This window comes from Paraburkholderia phenazinium (assembly GCF_900141745.1).
Classification (GTDB): Bacteria; Pseudomonadota; Gammaproteobacteria; order Burkholderiales; family Burkholderiaceae; genus Paraburkholderia; species Paraburkholderia phenazinium_B.
The window spans coordinates 1,965,862-1,982,784 of the sequence record NZ_FSRM01000001.1; the positions used below are offsets into that span (position 1 = coordinate 1,965,862).

The following is a 16,923-nucleotide window of genomic DNA, read 5'->3' on the forward strand; positions in this document are numbered from 1 at the left end:
GGTGACATCGAAGAATCGAAGAGCCTTTGACGGCGCTCGCGGAGCTTCAGGCGAAACGCTTGATTCGTAACATTGGGCTGAGCAATGTGACCGCACAGCAACCGTCCTCCGCCGACCGCCAGCTCGACAGCAAAGAAGGAAACTCACCAATGCCAAATGACGACCGCGCCAAACTGATTCCCAGAAGAACTCCAGAATCAGCGGCCATGTCAGCAAACGTCAAACGAGCGATGGCGATCACCGCGACGCTCAACCGTTTGACGTTCAACGATGCCGACGAAGTCCGGGCCTTGTTCAGCGATCTCATCGGCAAGAAGGTGGACGAAAGTTTCATATTGATCCCTCCGTTCTACACAACCGGCGGGGTCGATATCAATGTCGGGCGCAATGTCTTCATCAATCAGAATTGCACTTTCTATGACCTTGGCGGACTCGACATCGCCGACGATGTGATGATTGGGCCGAATGTGAGCATCATCACGTCTGGCCATCCCATTGAACCTTCCCGGCGGCGCGCCGGCGTAATCGCAAAGCCCATCGTGATTGAGAAAAACGTCTGGATCGCCGCCGGCGCGACCATCATCGGTGGCGTAACGGTAGGCGAGAACTCGGTGGTTGCTGCAGGGTCAGTCGTTACGAGGGACGTCCCCCCGAATACGCTCGTAGGTGGAAATCCGGCGAGGGTCATTCGTTCGATTGCTGACTGAGGAGCGTCTGCAAAAGGTCGATTCGGGTGTCAGGAAATCCTTCAGGGATCGGCGAGAAAACCTGGCAGTGCGCGATAGTGCAGACTGGCCGAACGAATCGACGTTCGCGCGACTGCTGCGTCTATTACATATTGCTTGCGTCATGTAATCAGCGCAAAGCGCCAATCGGCGCTGCCCAACCTGTTTCCAAACTATGTCGCAGAACCAAGTATTGTGCTGCCGGCCGCAGACTTCGCTGGTGCCCGTGATCATTTTGTGAACGTGTGTGCGCTCGCAAACGTAGTAACGGACTGCAAAGTGCATTAATTGCGGCAGGTTCCGGCGGGGTCCGGAAAAAGCGGCTCACCTCGGGGGCGGGTGCCTGCCGTGCGCTCGATTCCCGTACACCATAATTCCAACAAGCAGGCGATTCGTAAACCAATATGCTCCGTCAATTCATCAACGGCTTTGACTCGGCGATACTGACCTTCCTGACGCACGGTGCGATGCACTCAGCGACTTACGGTCATGCGGTCAGTCACGTTGCGGACTTCTATCTGTTCAAAGGCGTGCTGCCATTAGCCATGCTGTGTGCCGTCTGGTTCGACACAAGCGAGCGCCGGCAGTGGCAACGGGAAATGGTCATCGCCACCGTCCTGAGCGGTGTGCTGGCACTTTTCATTGGCAGGGTTCTGGCGCACTATTTGCCCTTCCGCCAGAGACCGCTCTACGACAGCAGCCTGCTCCTGACGTTTCCAATAGCCGCCACTCCGGAGGCAGTTCTTCGGACCTGGAGTTCGTTTCCGAGCGACCATGCGATGCTGTGGTCTGCCGTCGCGATCGGCATCTTTCTCGTCTCCAGATGGATGGGCGTGCTTGCGCTTCTGCAATGTGTCTTTCTTATCTGTCTTCCGCGCGTTTATCTGGGCCTGCATTATCCGAGCGATGTTCTGGCCGGAATTCTCCTTGGCGTTAGCGTTACGTGTGTTGTAACGCGAAAACCGATCATGGAGCGATTTGCGCCGGCCATCGTTCGACTCATCGATAGGTATCCAAACTTTTCGTATGCGGGCTTGTTTGTCATCTTGTTTGAGCTTGCGACCACGTTCGACGAGCCGCGGGAGCTTGCGCAATCCATCTTTCGACATGTGCTTCACGGATAACGCTGTATCACCCGCGTCCAGGATAGTTAGCGCTTCAACCGCAGCTTCCGGCGAATAATTACTTCGCCGCGACGGTCGAGTTACCGAGTTCAGCCCACTGCCCATTACGCACCACGAGGTCAATGCTCTTGACGCCGGCAATCCGACGCGTATTCGGATCGAAGTTCGCCTTGCCGAACACGACGCTCGGCACGTCGTGCAGTTTCGGCAGCGCATCCCTCACGCCTTTACGATCGAGGCCCCCCGTGCGCAGCGCGTAGGCCGCAATGATGGTGGCGTCATACGCGAACGCATTGAACGCATCCGGTTCGCGATGATATTTCGCCTCGAAGCCGTGCACAAAGCGCTGCACCTCAGGGCGCGGATCGCCGGGGAAAAAGTTGGTATTGGTCGCTACTCCGTTCACCGCGTCGCCGCCCAGTTCGAGGAATTTCGGCGAGTACACCGAACCCGCAGCCACCACCGGCAGGTGGATGCCGCTCTCGCGCGCCTGCCGCACGATCTGCGCGCCGTCGGCGTAATAGGAGATCAGCACGAGCCCGTCCGGATGCGCGCCGTTCACGCGCACGAGCGTGGCGCGGAAGTCCTTGTCGGTCGTCTGATAGCCTTCTGCCGCGACCACCTGAACGCCACGCGAGGCCGCAGCCTTGACGAACACATCCTTGCTTGCACGGCCCCAATCGGTGTTCTGGTACAGCACCGCGACGTGATGGAGGCCTTCTTTCGCGGCGAGATCCGCGATCAACGGCTGCGCGTCGGCCTGGCTGACCGATGGACTCCAGATGAAGTCTCCGCCCTTGGTAAAGTCCGGATGCGAATTCGTGAAACCGAGCTGGACGAGACCGGCGCGCTGATAAATCGGCGATGCCGCCATCGAAGCGGGGCTGGAGAAATCACCGAGTTCGATCAGGATCCGCGGATCGGAGACGAACTTTTGCGCGATCGTCACGGCTTGCCGTGGGTCGCTTTGGCTGTCTTCGAAGACGTATTGCAGCGGATGACCGTTGATGCCGCCATCCGCGTTGATTTCGTCCAGCGCGAGGTCGAAGCCGGCTTTCCATTGGGCGCCGTACTGGGCATTGGGCCCCGTCAGCGGTCCGCTCACGCCGAAGTACACCGGCGTACCGGTTGCGCTGCCCGCTGACGCGAGCGGCGCGTGCAAAACGCCAATGGCGAGGGTGGAAGCTGCAAGCCAGCGCAGCAGTTGACGGCGCGAGCCGCTCGTACGCAACAGGTTCATGAGAACATCTCTCCGCAAGTTCGAGGCAAAACAACGAGTCTGCGATGCGGGCGGCGTGGACTCAACGAATCGATTCAGATATCGATATTCGCGCCGCAGCGTAGGCGCATAAGTATTTCAGACCAAAAAGAATAAGCATTCGCGCGAATCTTGGTTGGCGGGTTTTTTTCCTCGTGTTTAGATGGACGGTTTGCGGCCCGCTGCGTCACGAAAGGGGAATGAAATCGCTATGGGCGCGTGGCTCGAATACACCATCAACGGACTGATCGTCGGCAACATCTATGCGTTGCTGGCGGTGGGGCTCGCGCTGATCTTCGGTGTCTCCCATCTGATCAACTTCGCCCACGGCTCGGTGTACATGATCGGGGCGTTCGTCGGCTGGTTCTGCCTGACGAGGCTGGCGTTGCCGTTACCGGTTGCGTTCGCGGCGACGATCGCGGCCTGCGCGCTGCTCGGCATTGCGATCGAGCGCATCGGCCTGCGGCCGCTGCAGGGCGCGGCGCGCATTGCGCCGCTGCTCGCTACGATCGGCATCAGTTTCGTGCTCGACCAGCTCGCGCAACTGGTGTTCGGCCCCGATCCCCGCCCTGTACCGGCTGCGTTGCCGAACTGGACGGTTGTGATAGGCGGCGCGACGATCGGCTCACTGGACGTGCTGATTGCGCTGATCGGCGGCGGCGCGGCATGCGTACTCTACGCGTTTCTGCGCTACACGCGGCTCGGCTGGGCGGTGCGCGCCACCGCGCAGGATCGCGACGCGGCGCAGCAGATGGGCGTCGACGTGAACGCCGTGAACCGCACGGTGTTTGCCATCGCCTGTGCGCTCGGCGGCCTGAGCGGCCTGCTCGTCGGTATGTACTACAACAGCATCGACCCTTCGATGGGTTTCCAGGCGACGCTCAAGGGTGTCGTCGCCCTGCTGATCGGCGGCCTCGGCAATGTGCCCGGCGCGATCGCGGGCAGCCTGCTGCTGGGCCTCGTCGAGAGTTACGGTGTCGCCATGTTCGGCACGAGCTACCGCGATCTGTTCGCCTTCGTACTGCTGCTCGCGTTTCTGGTCTGGCGCCCGAATGGTCTGTTCAGCTCGAACCGCCGGCTGCCGCCCGAGCCGCTTACGGGCACCTTCCTGTCGAACCGGCTGGCGCTGAAGCTGCCGCGATCAGTGCTCATCGTGCTGGTGCTGGCGGCGTTTGCGCTGCCGTTCGTGGCGCCGTCGGCCTATGTGCTGCAGACGCTTACCAACGGCTGGATCTACGGCCTGCTCGCGCTGAGCCTGACGCTGGTGGCGGGCACGGTCGGGCAGATCTCGCTCGGACACGCGGCGCTGCTACTGATCGGCGCCTATGCGTCGGGCTTGCTGTCGGTCGATCTCGGCTGGTCGCCGGCGGTGACGATTCCGCTCGCGGGCGCCTTGACCGCGGTGCTGGGTACATTGCTCGTGTACCCGTCGTTCCGCCTGCGCGGGCACTACGTATCGATCGCGACGCTCGGCATCGGCGAGATCGTCGGTCTCGTGGTGCTGAACTGGGACAGCCTGACGCGTGGTCCGATCGGCGTCTCCGGCATCCCGCCGCTGTCGCTATTCGGCTGGGCACTCGACGACGCACGCTCTGCCTACTGGTTCACGCTGACGATTCTGGTTGGCTTCGCACTGGTTCAGGTCCGTCTGCTGCATTCGCATCTGGGGCGCACGTGGCGGGCCATCCGCGAGGATGACGTCGCGGCGCGCGCCTACGGCATCCGGCCGAATCGCTACAAGGCGATGGCGTTCGCCTTTGGCGGTCTCGCTGCCGGTGTCGCGGGTGCGATCGCCGCGCATCAGTACAGCTACATCAACTATCAGACCTTCGATTCGCAGGTGTCGATCCTCGCGCTGACGATGGTGATTCTCGGCGGCCTGGGCAACGTGATCGGCGCGATTGCCGGTGCAGCGGCGCTCATCGGGCTACCCGAACTGTTCCGCTTTGCCGCCGAGTACCGGATGCTGGTCTACGGCATCGTTCTGCTGTTGCTAGTCCGCTTCAGGCCGCAGGGCCTGTTCGGCACCGTGTGATGGAGGCGGCGATGGATCATCCGGCCGGGACATCCCCCGACATTCTCTTCGACGTGCGGCGCGTGACGCGCCGTTTCGATGGCGTCACGGCTGTGGCGGATGTGAGTTTCTCTGTCGCGCGTGGCGAATGCGTTAGCGTGATCGGTCCGAATGGCGCCGGTAAATCGACGCTCTTCAATCTGCTGAGCGGCGCGGACGTCCCCGACGAAGGCGTGATCCGCTTCGACGGCGAAGATGTGACCGGCTTCGCGCCGGAGCGCTTCGCGGCGCGCGGCGTCGCCCGTACGTTTCAGCACGGCCGCGTTTTCGGCAACCTGAGCGTGCTCGACAACGTGCTGATCGGTGCACACGCGCGGCTCGAACTGGCGCGGCGCGGACTGCCAGGCGTGGGGGCGGTGGCGGAACTGCTGCGGGCGCTGTTTGCGCCGCCGGGCGTGCGCCGCGAACAGGAGCGGCTCGATGGCGAAGCGCGCGCCATCCTCGCGCGTTTCGGCAGCCGCCTGATGCCGCGTATCGATTCGCCGGCGCACAGCCTGTCGTACGCAAACCGGCGACGCGTGGAGATTGCCCGGGCGTTGATGCTGCAACCGCGCATTCTGCTGCTCGACGAGCCGACCGCCGGCATGAACGAGTCCGAAACCGCAGAAATGCTCGCGCTATTGCTGGAACTGAAGGGCGAGGGCACGACGATCCTGCTGATCGAACACAAGCTCGAACTCGTGATGACGTTGTCCGACCGTGTGATCGTGCTGGATGACGGCCGCAAGATTGCATCGGGTGCGCCGGATGCAGTGCGCAACGATCCAGCGGTGATCGAGGCTTATCTCGGGCACCGGCAGGTCGGCCGCGATGCATCGCAGCGCGCGGCGGTGGCGTGAATGTCGAGCGAGTGTCTCGCAGACCGAAGCATGCGAATCATCCAAACCACGCGAACCGTATAAACCGTACCATGGCAGAACCCTTACTGAAGCTTGACGGCATCGATACGTTCTACGGACAAAGCCAGGTGCACTTCGGTGTCACGCTGGAGGTGCCGCGGCACGAGATCGTCTGTCTGCTCGGTGGCAACGCGAGCGGCAAGTCGACCGCGATGAAGGTGATCCTCGGCTTGCACAAACCGCGCGCCGGTACGATACGATTCGAATCGCAGCCGCTCGACGGGCTATCGACCGCACAGATCGTGCGGCGCGGCATTGCTTCGGTGCCGGAGGCGCGGCGCCTGTTCGGCGACATGACAGTACGCGAGAACCTTTTGATGGGCGCGTTTACACGCCGCGACCGCAAGGCGATCGACGAAGATTACGAGCGCATGCTCGAGCTGTTTCCGCGCGTGAAAGAGCGTCTGTCACAACGCGCGGGTACGCTGTCCGGAGGCGAGCAGCAGATGCTGGCAATGGCGCGCGCGCTGATGAGCCGCCCCTCGCTCGTCTGCATGGACGAGCCGACGATGGGCTTGTCGCCGCTTTACGTCGACCGCGTGCTGGAGCTGATCCGTACCATCAACGCGCAAGGCGTGACGTTCTTCATGGTGGAGCAGAACGCGAGCCTCGCGTTACAGATCGCGCATCGCGGCTATGTGCTGCAGACAGGACGCGTGGTCCTGTCCGGCGACGCGCAGTCGTTGCTTGGCGACGAGCGGATTCGCGACGCTTATCTTGGCGGTCCGCTCGCGGCGAACACAGCATCGTGAATCAACATCAGTCAATACTACTCAAGGCCATCCAGCACCCAACCAGACCACTAGAGACCATCATGACGATTGGAAAGAAGACGCTTCGATTGCTGCTTGCCGCTTCGCTGCTAGCAGCCGGATCCGCCCACGCGCAAAGCACGGGCACGCTACAGAAAATCAAGGAGAGCGGGACGGTCGTCCTCGGCGTGCGCCCCGCCGTGGTGCCGTTCTCGTATTTCGACGATCAGCAGAAGCCCCTCGGCTATTCGCAGGACGTCGCGTTGGCGATCGTCGACGGCATCAGGAAGAAACTGAATCTGCCGAACCTCACCGTGCGCACGGTTGCGATCACGCCGCAGAACCGTATACCGCTGCTGCAGAACGGCACGATCGATATCGAATGCACGACCACGACGAACAACGTGGAGCGGGAAAAGCAGGTGGCTTTTTCCAATACGATTTTCGTCATCGGCACGCGCCTGTTGACGAAGAAAGACTCGGGCATCAAGGACTTCGCCGACCTCAAGGGGCGCACGGTCGTCACCAACGCCGGCTCGACCTCGGAGCCGATCCTGCATAAGCTCAACACCGAGCAGAACCTGGGCATGACGATCACGACCCAGAAGGATGTGGCGGAATCGTTCCTCTCGCTGTCGACGGGACGCGCCGACGCCTTCATGCTCGACGATGCGATGCTCGCGGGCGAACGGGCGAAGTCGCCCGATGCAAACGACTACGTGATCGTCGGCAAGCCGCAATCGAGAGAGGCCTACGGCTGCATGTTCCGCAAGGACGATCCGGACTTCAAGCAGGTGGTCGACGATGCCGTCACACGCCTGCAGACCTCGGGTCAGGCCGATGTGCTGTACAAAAAGTGGTTCGACGGGCCGATTCCGCCGAATGGGCTCAACCTGCATCTGCCGGAGAGCGACGATCTGAAGACGCTCTTCAAGGCTCCGAACGACAAGCCGCTGAGCTAACCAGAGTGCGTGCGCGATTCGCCGGTCGTCCCGGCCGTCATGACGTGGAGCGGGCATGAGCTATCGTTGGGATTGGGCGGTGTTCGTGCAGCCTGTCGCAACCGGCGAGCCGACCACGTACCTCGGCTGGATTGCCGCCGGGCTGGAGGCGACCGTCGGTATCGCGCTGGCGGGCTGGATCATCGCGTTGGCGATCGGCACGGCGATGGGCATCGTGCGGACGCTGCCCGGCAGGTGGCTGTACGGGTTCTCGGCCACCTATGTGGCGGTGTTCCGCAACATCCCGCTGATCGTGCAGTTCTTCATCTGGTTCTGGGCGGTTCCCGAACTGCTGCCGGGACACCTTGGCACCGCGATCAAGCATATGCCGCCCACGGAATCCGCCGCGCTGGCGTCGGTTGTCTGCCTCGGCCTGTTCACCTCGGCGCGCGTATGCGAGCAGGTGCGCGCGGGTCTGCAGGCGCTGCCGGCCGGGCAGTGGGCGGCAGGGCTGTCGCTCGGGCTCAGCCGGTTCCAGACCTACCGCTATGTGCTGTTGCCGGTGGCAGTGCGTAACCTCGTGCCGCCGCTGACGTCCGAATTTCTCAACATCGTCAAGAACTCCTCCGTTGCTTCCACGATCGGTGTGCTCGAACTGACCGCGCAGGCGCAGCGCATGGTCGATTACACGTCGCAGTCGTACGAGTCGTTCCTCGCCATCGTCGTGGGCTATGCGCTGCTGACCGGCATTATCATGTTCGCGGGGCGGCGCATCGAGCGGTCGGTCCGGCTCTCTTTTGGTTCGGATGGTCGATGATGGCTTATCGCTTCCACTGGTCAGTCATCCCGAAAGATTTGCCCGAACTGAGCCGCGGGTTGCATATCACGCTGGAAATCACGGTGGTCGCCCTGATCGCGGGGTTTTGTCTTGGGGTGCTGCTGACGTTGTGCCGTCTGTCGCGTTCGCGGCCGCTTGCGGCGTTTGCGCGGGCCTACGTGACGGCTTTTCGCGCGGTGCCGCTATTGGTCGTGCTGCTCGGCTTTTTTCTGGTTGCGCCGCAACTGCTGCAGGCGTTGCTGCATCTTCCCGCGAGCACCGACATTCGCCGCGTGTCCGCGCTGATCGCGTTCTCGCTGTTCGAGGCCGCCTACTACGCGGAGATTATTCGCGCGGGAATCAATAGCATCCCAGCGGGACAGAATCAGGCCGCACTGGCGCTCGGCATGACGCCGTTGCAGGGCATGTTGCTGATCGTGCTGCCGCAGGCGTTGCGGGCGGTGGTGCCGCTGCTGCTCACGCAAGCCATCATCCTCTTTCAGGACACCTCGCTGGTCTATGTGATCGGACTCGGTGACTTCTTCACGATCGCATCGAACGTCGGCGCACGGGATGGGACGACGGTCGAGTTGATCCTGTTCGCTGGTGCATGCTATTTCGTTGCATGCACGGTGATGTCGGCCGTGGTCCAGCGTTTGCATCGCCGCCTTGGCGTCGCTGCGGATAGCCTGACGTTGTGAGCCGGCATGCCGCCGCCGCGCGACCGTAGCCGCACTGCGGATTGCCGGCGCGCATGGTTATCCGGCAGACGTTTTCAGATTCAAGCCGCGCATTCCGCGTAGTACCGGTTGGGTGCTGGAAAGACACCGGTCACCACTTCGATCAGGAATGGACCGTCGGATTGCGCGGCCTCGTTCAGCGCATGCTCCAGGTCGTCGAGGTGCTCGACCGTACGCGCCGCAACCCCGAGTGAAGAGGCAAAAGCGGTCCAGTCATGACGCGGGAGCCGGGTGAATTGCTCCGAAATGGAGCCGTTGCTGATCGCGTCGATATGGATCGCGCCATGCGCGGAATTATTCAGCACGACGTAAAGTATCTTTACCCCGTAGCGGGCGGCGGTCTGGATCTCCATTCCGTGCATCAGCATGCATCCGTCTCCGGTCACGACCGCACACGGGCGCTCGGGGGCAGCGAGCTTGACTCCGATGCCGGCGGCGATTGCCCAACCCATCGGGGCGAGGGTGCTGGAGGAAAAATAGTTGCCCATACCCGACGAGAGCCAATAATGGGCCATGTATATCCGGTGGGCGCCGGAATCCACGACGACGTTGGTGTCCTTTGGCAGCAGTTGACACAAACGTTTGACTACGTCGCCAGGATAAAGCGATCGATCGCCGCTTGAACCCGCAACACCGATTCTCTCGAGCTGATGGTCGTACAACGGGGTTTGGTTGACCTCGGCGACCCACGCTTTTCTTCTTTCCAGCACGGTGTGAAAGTCGCTGCTCCGGTCCATGTCCATCTGGCCCAGCAAGCGGAATGTAGCGCGAATCCCGGAGAAGATTCTGCCGCGCGCGAGGTGCCCCGTCGCAGGCGCCTCGAAGCTGTCGTCGAAGATGATCAGCTCCTTGTGGGCAGCCAGCTTCTCAGTCCAGTTCATGCTGTCGCGCTGATTCAGGTCGCTGCCAAAGACGACCAGCGCATCGAGTTCGTCCGAGTTGATCACGCGAACGGCCCGCGAATGGCTTGAAAATCCGTAGATGCCGAGCGAAAGCACATGGTCCTCGGGAAACGCGCCTTTTCCCGCCAGGGTGGTTGCAACGGGGATGCAAAATTTCTCCGCCACCTCGAGGAGAACTTTGGCGGTTTCCGCGTCATTGCCGCGGCTACCGATCAGGAAAGCGACTCGCTTCGATTTGAGCAGATACTGGTTGCACAAGGCATCCAGCGCGGCGCGGTTCGCAGGCACCTCGCATGCATTGAAGTCACCGTGATCGTACGGTTGCCGTGTTACGTCCTGGCCCGGCAGAACTTCCTGCTGCTGAACATCGACAGGAATGCTGACGAAAGATCGCGCCCGACGCATCCAGTTCAATCCGTCAGTTGCACGGCGCATTTCGGCCTGCAGATTTTCCCTGTTCTTGAGTTCGACGACATCTCCCACCAGGCTTCTCACCACACCGCTTTCGAAAATGCCGCTCAACGTAGCGTCCTGGAACGCACCTTTGCCTTCTGCACGCGACGAGACACCTCCGGCGAGATAGAGCATGGGAATCCGGTCTGCCTGAGCTGCCGCCATACCGGGCACGAAATTCATGGTGCCGGGCCCGGAAATCGCCACGCACACGCCGAATTTTCGGCTGGCGCGCGCATAACCGTCGGCCATGAAGGCACTCCCAGTCTCATGAGCGCAAATGATTCCGCGAATGGACGGCGAGTTGCCAATGGCGTCCAGCAGCGGATAGATCATCTTTCCCGGGACGATGAAGACGTAGTCGATGTTTGCCGACTCCAACGACTTCACGACCGTTTTCGATACGTTTGATAGCGAGTGTGATTCCATATTTTTCGAGTACGATCCGAGCAGAAACCGTTAATCGGATCTCACTATCCCTCATCCGGTCGTCACGTCTGGTCATCGGACAGCAACGTGACGAAGCCGGTGGCAACCGGCATGTGGAGACGGCGAGACGGCCCTGAACGCGCTGCAGGTCGGCTGCAACCGCGTCTCGTGCTGCTTCCGGGCCCGTTTGCAGCGGACCCGTGTCTCCATCCGTGAGTACTCTTCGCTGGCTATGACGTCGCTCGCATTGACTGCCCCAATGGCTGGGGCGAGAACTGCGAGGTGTTATTCGGCGTTCAGACCGTTCAGAATGTCTGCCAGCCGGAAGACTCACCGGCGCTCGTCGTGATTCCGGCTTTGCTGCTGGCTGTCTGAACGGGGGGCGTGGTCGGCTTTGGCAACATCGCAGGGGCAGACGCGCGAATCCGCGGCTCCGCCCGACGCGGTTCTTTCCGCGGCACGCTCGCGCGCGGCAAAGCGATTTGACGGCCGTCGAGCTTGAAGAAGGCGACCGCGTTGCGCAGCCCTTGGGCCTGTTGGGCCATCGACTGGGCCGCCGCCGAAGCTTCTTCCACCAGCGCCGCATTCTGCTGGGTGACCTGATCCATCTGGTTGACGGCCTGGTTGACCTGCTCGATGCCGGTGCTCTGTTCTTGCGACGCCGATGAGATTTCACCCACGATGTCGGTGACACGCCTGACCGAGTCGACGATCTGCTTGATCGTATCGCCCGCCCGCTCGACAAGCGACGAGCCCGTTTCCACCCGGTTGACCGAGTCGGCAATCAGATCCTTGATCTCTTTTGCCGCGCTGGCACTGCGTTGCGCGAGCGCGCGGACTTCACCGGCCACTACGGCGAAGCCTCGTCCCTGTTCGCCGGCGCGAGCCGCCTCGACCGCTGCATTGAGCGCGAGGATGTTGGTCTGGAAGGCGATCCCCTCAATCACACTGATGATCTCGGTCATTTTGGTCGAGCTGATGGCGATCTCGCGCATCGTCTCGACCACCTGCCCGACGACCTCGCCGCCTTGTTGCGCGATGCCGGAGGCTGTACCGGCAAGCGTTGCTGCCTGCCTGGCGTTGTCCGTGTTGTGGCGGACCCCGGCAGTCAGTTCTTCGATGCTCGAGGCGGTTTCTTCCAGCGACGCCGCCTGCTCCTCAGTGCGGCTCGACAGATCCAGATTCCCTTGCGCGATCTGCGCACTCGCGGTGGCCACGCCCTCGGCGTTTTCGCGAACTTCTGCCACGACCTTCGAGAGGGCATCGCGCATCGCCTTCAGCGATGCCATGAGGCTGTCGGTGTCGCCAGGCCGCAGCTCGATGCTGACGCTGAGATCGCCGGCTGCCACGCTTCTGGCCAGATCGGCAGCCGTGGCCGGCTCGGATCCCAGTTGCCGGGTGAGACTGCGTGCCTCCCAGACACCGACTCCCACGCCGATCAACACAGACAGGGCCACCAGAACAAGCATCAGATTGCGGCCCTGGGCGTACACGGCGTCATTAGATCCAGCCGTTGCCTGTGCGTCGGCCTGCTTTACGTCAACCAGGTTGCCCATCAGCACCAGGGTCTTGAAACCCTTCTCGTGATATTCGCCCAACAAATATCCAGTCAGACCGGCCTGATCTTGCAGTCCCGCGGCGTTGATCCGGCCTTTCATTTCATCGAAGGCCTGAATGTAGTCGTGCCAGCTCTGATCGAGATCGGCGAAGGTCGCTTTCCCTTTCTCCGTGTAGACGAGGGGCTCGGCCTGATCGAGGTGCCCGCGCGCCGAAGCCAGAGCCTTTTCGGCCTGAGCCAGAGAGGCTGTCCGCTGGTCGGCCGTGGAGGCCAGAATGGCGTTGCGCAGATAGGTGCCGACCCGCAGCACATCGGCATTCGCCTGCTGGATCAGGTTAAGGCCAACGAGATCCAGCCGATAGGTCGTGTCTGCGTTAGCGCTGATTTGCCCCATATTGCGGACGCCGATCACGCTGACGATGGCGCTAAGGGCGGATACCAGAATAAAGGCGCTGATCAGTTTGGCGCCGAGTTTCATCTTGCCGAAATTCATAGTCGCTGTGTCGAGTGGAAAAAACGAACAAAGAAACAGATCCGACGGCGCTCGCGCGTCGCCGGATAGTCGGCAATGCCGTTGCCCCGCTCAATCCGGATCGGACTTGGTGGGGCGACGGGTGCTTCATACTAGGGTTAACGGCAACAGAAATGGATTCTTCAGAGGAATTGTTTCTGGCAAACGATTGCGTCTGACTTTTTGCTTTCAGGTTATTAATTTGTAAGCGATTGGATCGATGCCATTGCGACACCTCATCCTGCGCGAAACAACTCCCGCGCCAGCGAACAGAGCAACGTAGTCGCCGGCGATTCATCCTGCAGTCGCCGGCTCATGATGATCGGCGACACAGCATGCGCTGCCGGAATCGCCCGGTAGACCACCCCATGCGCGCGCAACCCTTCTACGCTCTCCGGTACGAGACACACCCCAACCTGGGCTGCGACCAAGCCCAGTGCGGTTTGCAATTCCCTCACTTCATGAACCGCTTTCGGCTCCAGCGCGTGATCATGCATTGCCGATAGTTGCTGATCCGCGTAACTCGGCCGCGGCGTGCTCGGATAGACAATCAAGGTCTCCTGCGCAAGCGCGGCGAGCGTCAAGGCTTTCTTCTGCCGCGCGAGCGGATGATCTTGCGGCAGCGCGGCGATCATCCGTTCTTCGACGAGGACTTCGCGCGCAAGCTGCGCGTCATCGAAACGCAGGCGGCCAAAGCCCACATCGATACGTCCGCCCTTGAGCGCACCGAGTTGCTCGATGGTGAACATTTCGATCAGAGACAGTTCGATCAGCGGCGCCGCTTCGCGAAACGCGCGAATCACCGCGGGCAACGCACCGTATAGCGTCGACGGCACGAAGCCGATCACAATCCGCTCGGCCAGTTGCGCGAGCCGCCGCGTCAGCGGTGCAAGCTCGTCAGCCTCGCCAATCAGCCGCTTTGCCTGCGTATAGAAAATGCGCCCGGCTTCGGTCAGCCGCAACGGCCGCGCGCCACGCTCGAACAGCGCGAGCCCCACGCTTTCCTCGATCTGCTGGATCTGCCGGCTCAACGGCGGCTGCGTCATATGGAGGCGATTCGCGGCCCGCGTAATGTTCATTTCTTCCGCGACCGCAACGAAGTAGCGGAGTTGGCGAATTTCCATGCATACCCCTAAGGTATGAAAGTAGTCGGAATCGGTGTTGGACTGCTACGTGGCTTTGTTCCTAAGATGGAGACCTCAGCAAAGCAGTGCAGGAGTGCAACGAATGATAGCAACACCCGTGATGATCGAGAGCGTCGAGACGATTCTCGTCGATGTACCGACGATTCGGCCCCACCGGCTCTCGGTTGCAACGATGAATCACCAGACATTGGTGCTGGTTCGGATTCGCTGCGCCGACGGCGTATCAGGGGTAGGCGAGGGCACCACCATTGGTGGCCTCGCGTATGGCGAAGAGAGCCCGGAAAGCATCAAGGTCAATATCGATACTTACTTCGCACCATTGCTAAAAGGTATGGATGCGACCCGGCCGGGCGTTGCCATGACGAAGCTGCGTACGCTGTATCAGGGCAACCGGTTCGCCAAATCCGCCGTTGAAACCGCGTTGTTCGACGCCCAGGCGCAGCGCCTCGGCGTGCCCCTGTCCGAACTGTTCGGCGGCCGTGTACGCGATGCGGTAGACGTCGCATGGACGCTCGCAAGCGGCGACACGCAGCGCGATATCGAAGAAGCCGAGCGTGTCTTCGAAGCGAAGCGTCATCGTGTATTCAAGCTGAAGATCGGCGCGCGTGCGCTCGCCGACGACGTGGCGCACGTCGTTGCGATAAGGAACGCGCTGGCAGGACGTGGTGAAGTGCGGGTCGACGTGAATCAGGCATGGACCGAAACCGAAACGATCTGGGCTGCCCGACGTTTCGCGGATGCCGGTGTGGCCCTGATCGAACAGCCGGTCGCCGCGGAGAATCGCGCCGGTCTCAAACGTCTGACCGATCTGGCTCATGTGCCGATCATGGCTGATGAAGCGCTGCACGGTCCCGCCGATGCGTTTGCTATCGCCAGCGAGCGGGGCGCCAATGTGTTCGCGGTGAAGATCGCCCAATCAGGCGGCCTCACCGGCGCGGCGCACGTAGCGGCGATCGCGGCCGCTGCGGACATCGACCTGTATGGCGGCACGATGCTCGAAGGCGCAGTGGGCACGATCGCATCCGCGCAACTCTTCAGTACGTTCGGTGAACTGAAGTGGGGCACCGAACTGTTCGGCCCTTTGCTGCTGACCGAAGAGATTCTCACCGAACCGTTGCGCTACGAGAATTTTTCGCTGCAACTTCCAGAAGGGCCAGGTCTCGGCATCGTGCTCGACTGGAGCAAGATCGAGCGACTGCGGCGCGATACGTCCAGGGGCGCCAGCGTCGCCATGAGCTAGCGTTTTTTGAAACACATTAGTCATCCATAACATTTAACCAGGAGATACCCCATGAACAGGCAAGCCATCGACGCGCTGCTGAACAAGATCAACGACAGCGCCACCAGCGAAGGAAATCCGCGCACCAAGGAGATCGTCAACCGTATCGTGCGCGATCTGTTTTACACGATCGAAGAGCTCGACGTGCAGCCCGACGAATTCTGGACCGCGCTGAACTATCTGGGCGATGCGGGCAAGAGCGGCGAGTTGGGTTTGCTGGCCGCGGGGCTTGGTTTCGAGCATTTTCTCGATCTGCGTCTCGATGAAGCAGAAGCGAAAGCCGGTATCGAAGGCGGCACGCCACGTACGATCGAAGGCCCGCTCTATGTGGCCGGCGCGCCGGTGTCCGATGGCCATGCACGGCTCGACGACGGCACCGATCCCGGTCAGACGCTGGTGATGCGCGGCCGGGTGCTGGGCGAAGACGGCAAGCCGCTCGCGAATGCGCTGGTTGAAGTGTGGCACGCGAACCATCTCGGCAACTACTCGTACTTCGATAAATCGCAACCGGCCTTCAATCTGCGCCGCTCGATCCGCACGGACGCGAGCGGCAACTACAGCTTCCGCAGCGTGGTGCCGGTCGGTTACAGCGTACCGCCGCAAGGCCAGACGCAACTGCTGCTCGATCAGCTTGGCCGTCACGGGCATCGTCCGGCGCATATCCACTTCTTTGTCTCCGCGCCGGGATTTCGCAAGCTGACCACGCAGATCAACATCGACGGCGATCCGTATCTGTGGGACGACTTTGCGTTCGCCACGCGCGATGGTCTGGTGCCGGCCGTCAAACAGGCCGAAGGTGTGCAAGGCAAACCGTATGGCGTGGACGGCAACTTTGCGCTGATCGATTTCGACTTCACGCTCTTCAAGGACCGCGATAACCTGCCGGGCGCCGAAGTCGAGCGCTTGCGCGCCGAGGCTTGAGGCGCACAACCACCGCGTTGATTTTTATCGGCCCCGCCGCATGCTTCGCCGCGCAATCGGGGCCGTCTGCACATCAAGGAGCTAACAATGCTGTTCCACGTAGAGATGACCGTCAATCTGCCGCATGACATGGACGCCGAGCGCGCGGCGCGGTTGAAGGCCGACGAGAAGGCGATGTCGCAAAAGCTGCAGGAAGAGGGGGTGTGGCGGCATCTGTGGCGGATCGCCGGCCACTACGCGAATATCAGCATCTTTGACGTGGAGAGTCCCGCGCATCTGAACGACGTGCTCAGCCAGTTGCCGCTCTTTCCGTATATGGATGTGGAAGTGCGGGCGCTATGCCGCCATCCGTCATCGGTTCGCGACGATGACCGTTGATCGGGCGTCCTGAGTAT

Annotated in this window: 15 protein-coding genes; 11 read left to right on the plus strand and 4 right to left on the minus strand. The window is 61.5% G+C overall.

The annotated features are described in order from the left end of the window. Positions 1-149: 149 nt before the first annotated feature. Positions 150-707, plus strand: coding sequence for a sugar O-acetyltransferase (locus BUS06_RS09170; RefSeq protein WP_074265989.1), 558 nt, complete (start codon positions 150-152; stop codon positions 705-707). A gap of 422 nt (positions 708-1,129) precedes the next feature. Further along, entirely contained in the window at positions 1,130-1,849 is a 720-nt protein-coding gene (locus BUS06_RS09175; protein WP_367946952.1) for a phosphatase PAP2 family protein, read from the plus strand. Between the two features lie 58 nt (positions 1,850-1,907). Here the strand turns inward: BUS06_RS09175 and BUS06_RS09180 are convergent, their stop codons facing one another. Further along, positions 1,908-3,089: an ABC transporter substrate-binding protein gene (locus tag BUS06_RS09180; protein WP_074263982.1), complete on the minus strand. Its 1,182-nt coding sequence runs from the start codon at positions 3,087-3,089 to the stop codon at positions 1,908-1,910. A 229-nt stretch (positions 3,090-3,318) separates the two neighbouring features. Between BUS06_RS09180 and BUS06_RS09185 the strand changes: the two genes are divergently transcribed. The 6 genes from BUS06_RS09185 (at position 3,319) to BUS06_RS09210 (ending at position 9,291) form a co-directional block, all read left to right on the plus strand. Further along, complete coding sequence (locus BUS06_RS09185; RefSeq protein ID WP_074263983.1) at positions 3,319-5,142, plus strand: ABC transporter permease; 1,824 nt, start codon at positions 3,319-3,321, stop codon at positions 5,140-5,142. A gap of 11 nt (positions 5,143-5,153) precedes the next feature. Beyond that, the gene (locus BUS06_RS09190; RefSeq protein ID WP_074263984.1) at positions 5,154-6,020 is read left to right on the plus strand and encodes an ABC transporter ATP-binding protein; all 867 of its coding nucleotides are present in this window, start codon (positions 5,154-5,156) and stop codon (positions 6,018-6,020) included. Between the two features lie 71 nt (positions 6,021-6,091). After that, entirely contained in the window at positions 6,092-6,832 is a 741-nt protein-coding gene (locus tag BUS06_RS09195) for an ABC transporter ATP-binding protein (RefSeq protein ID WP_074263985.1), read from the plus strand. Positions 6,833-6,894: 62 nt separating this feature from the next. Next, positions 6,895-7,794: a glutamate/aspartate ABC transporter substrate-binding protein gene (locus tag BUS06_RS09200; RefSeq protein WP_074263986.1), complete on the plus strand. Its 900-nt coding sequence runs from the start codon at positions 6,895-6,897 to the stop codon at positions 7,792-7,794. A gap of 55 nt (positions 7,795-7,849) precedes the next feature. Next, positions 7,850-8,590 carry an amino acid ABC transporter permease gene (locus tag BUS06_RS09205; RefSeq protein ID WP_074263987.1) on the plus strand — a complete coding sequence of 247 codons (741 nt, stop codon included), beginning with the start codon at positions 7,850-7,852 and terminating at the stop codon, positions 8,588-8,590. Further along, positions 8,590-9,291, plus strand: coding sequence for an ABC transporter permease subunit (locus BUS06_RS09210; protein WP_074263988.1), 702 nt, complete (start codon positions 8,590-8,592; stop codon positions 9,289-9,291). Before BUS06_RS09205 ends, BUS06_RS09210 begins: the two co-directional genes overlap by 1 nt. An 80-nt stretch (positions 9,292-9,371) precedes the next feature. Here the strand turns inward: BUS06_RS09210 and BUS06_RS09215 are convergent, their stop codons facing one another. The 3 genes from BUS06_RS09215 to BUS06_RS09225 all read right to left on the minus strand — a co-directional run bounded on the left by BUS06_RS09215 (position 9,372) and on the right by BUS06_RS09225 (position 14,307). Continuing rightward, positions 9,372-11,114, minus strand: a complete 1,743-nt coding sequence (locus BUS06_RS09215; RefSeq protein ID WP_074263989.1) for a thiamine pyrophosphate-binding protein — start codon at positions 11,112-11,114, stop codon at positions 9,372-9,374. A gap of 305 nt (positions 11,115-11,419) precedes the next feature. Further along, a complete protein-coding gene (locus BUS06_RS09220) occupies positions 11,420-13,165 on the minus strand; it encodes a methyl-accepting chemotaxis protein (protein ID WP_074263990.1) in 1,746 nt (581 codons plus the stop codon). Between the two features lie 254 nt (positions 13,166-13,419). Then, positions 13,420-14,307, minus strand: a complete 888-nt coding sequence (locus BUS06_RS09225; protein WP_074263991.1) for a LysR family transcriptional regulator — start codon at positions 14,305-14,307, stop codon at positions 13,420-13,422. 103 nt (positions 14,308-14,410) lie between these two features. On the opposite strand from BUS06_RS09225, the gene BUS06_RS09230 reads away from it, so the two are divergent. From BUS06_RS09230 to catC, 3 genes are all read left to right on the plus strand, one after another. Next, on the plus strand, positions 14,411-15,568 hold the full coding sequence (locus BUS06_RS09230; protein ID WP_074263992.1) for a muconate/chloromuconate family cycloisomerase: 1,158 nt from the start codon (positions 14,411-14,413) through the stop codon (positions 15,566-15,568). Between the two features lie 51 nt (positions 15,569-15,619). After that, positions 15,620-16,528: a catechol 1,2-dioxygenase gene (gene catA, locus BUS06_RS09235; protein WP_074263993.1), complete on the plus strand. Its 909-nt coding sequence runs from the start codon at positions 15,620-15,622 to the stop codon at positions 16,526-16,528. Between the two features lie 87 nt (positions 16,529-16,615). Further along, positions 16,616-16,906: a muconolactone Delta-isomerase gene (gene catC / locus BUS06_RS09240; RefSeq protein WP_074263994.1), complete on the plus strand. Its 291-nt coding sequence runs from the start codon at positions 16,616-16,618 to the stop codon at positions 16,904-16,906. The last annotated feature ends 17 nt before the right edge of the window (positions 16,907-16,923 follow it).

Bases quoted from the DNA above. Each gene is read 5' to 3' on its own strand.
- BUS06_RS09200 (WP_074263986.1), top strand. From the start codon at position 6,895: ATGACGATTGGAAAGAAGACGCTTCGATTGCTGCTTGCCGCTTCGCTG.
- BUS06_RS09175 (WP_367946952.1), top strand. From the start codon at position 1,130: ATGCTCCGTCAATTCATCAACGGCTTTGACTCGGCGATACTGACCTTC.
- BUS06_RS09170 (WP_074265989.1), top strand. From the start codon at position 150: ATGCCAAATGACGACCGCGCCAAACTGATTCCCAGAAGAACTCCAGAA.
- BUS06_RS09185 (WP_074263983.1), top strand. From the start codon at position 3,319: ATGGGCGCGTGGCTCGAATACACCATCAACGGACTGATCGTCGGCAAC.
- BUS06_RS09220 (WP_074263990.1), bottom strand. From the start codon at position 13,165: ATGAATTTCGGCAAGATGAAACTCGGCGCCAAACTGATCAGCGCCTTT.
- BUS06_RS09225 (WP_074263991.1), bottom strand. From the start codon at position 14,307: ATGGAAATTCGCCAACTCCGCTACTTCGTTGCGGTCGCGGAAGAAATG.
- BUS06_RS09180 (WP_074263982.1), bottom strand. From the start codon at position 3,089: ATGAACCTGTTGCGTACGAGCGGCTCGCGCCGTCAACTGCTGCGCTGG.
- BUS06_RS09230 (WP_074263992.1), top strand. From the start codon at position 14,411: ATGATAGCAACACCCGTGATGATCGAGAGCGTCGAGACGATTCTCGTC.
- BUS06_RS09195 (WP_074263985.1), top strand. From the start codon at position 6,092: ATGGCAGAACCCTTACTGAAGCTTGACGGCATCGATACGTTCTACGGA.
- catA (WP_074263993.1), top strand. From the start codon at position 15,620: ATGAACAGGCAAGCCATCGACGCGCTGCTGAACAAGATCAACGACAGC.
- BUS06_RS09190 (WP_074263984.1), top strand. From the start codon at position 5,154: ATGGATCATCCGGCCGGGACATCCCCCGACATTCTCTTCGACGTGCGG.
- BUS06_RS09210 (WP_074263988.1), top strand. From the start codon at position 8,590: ATGGCTTATCGCTTCCACTGGTCAGTCATCCCGAAAGATTTGCCCGAA.
- catC (WP_074263994.1), top strand. From the start codon at position 16,616: ATGCTGTTCCACGTAGAGATGACCGTCAATCTGCCGCATGACATGGAC.
- BUS06_RS09215 (WP_074263989.1), bottom strand. From the start codon at position 11,114: ATGGAATCACACTCGCTATCAAACGTATCGAAAACGGTCGTGAAGTCG.
- BUS06_RS09205 (WP_074263987.1), top strand. From the start codon at position 7,850: ATGAGCTATCGTTGGGATTGGGCGGTGTTCGTGCAGCCTGTCGCAACC.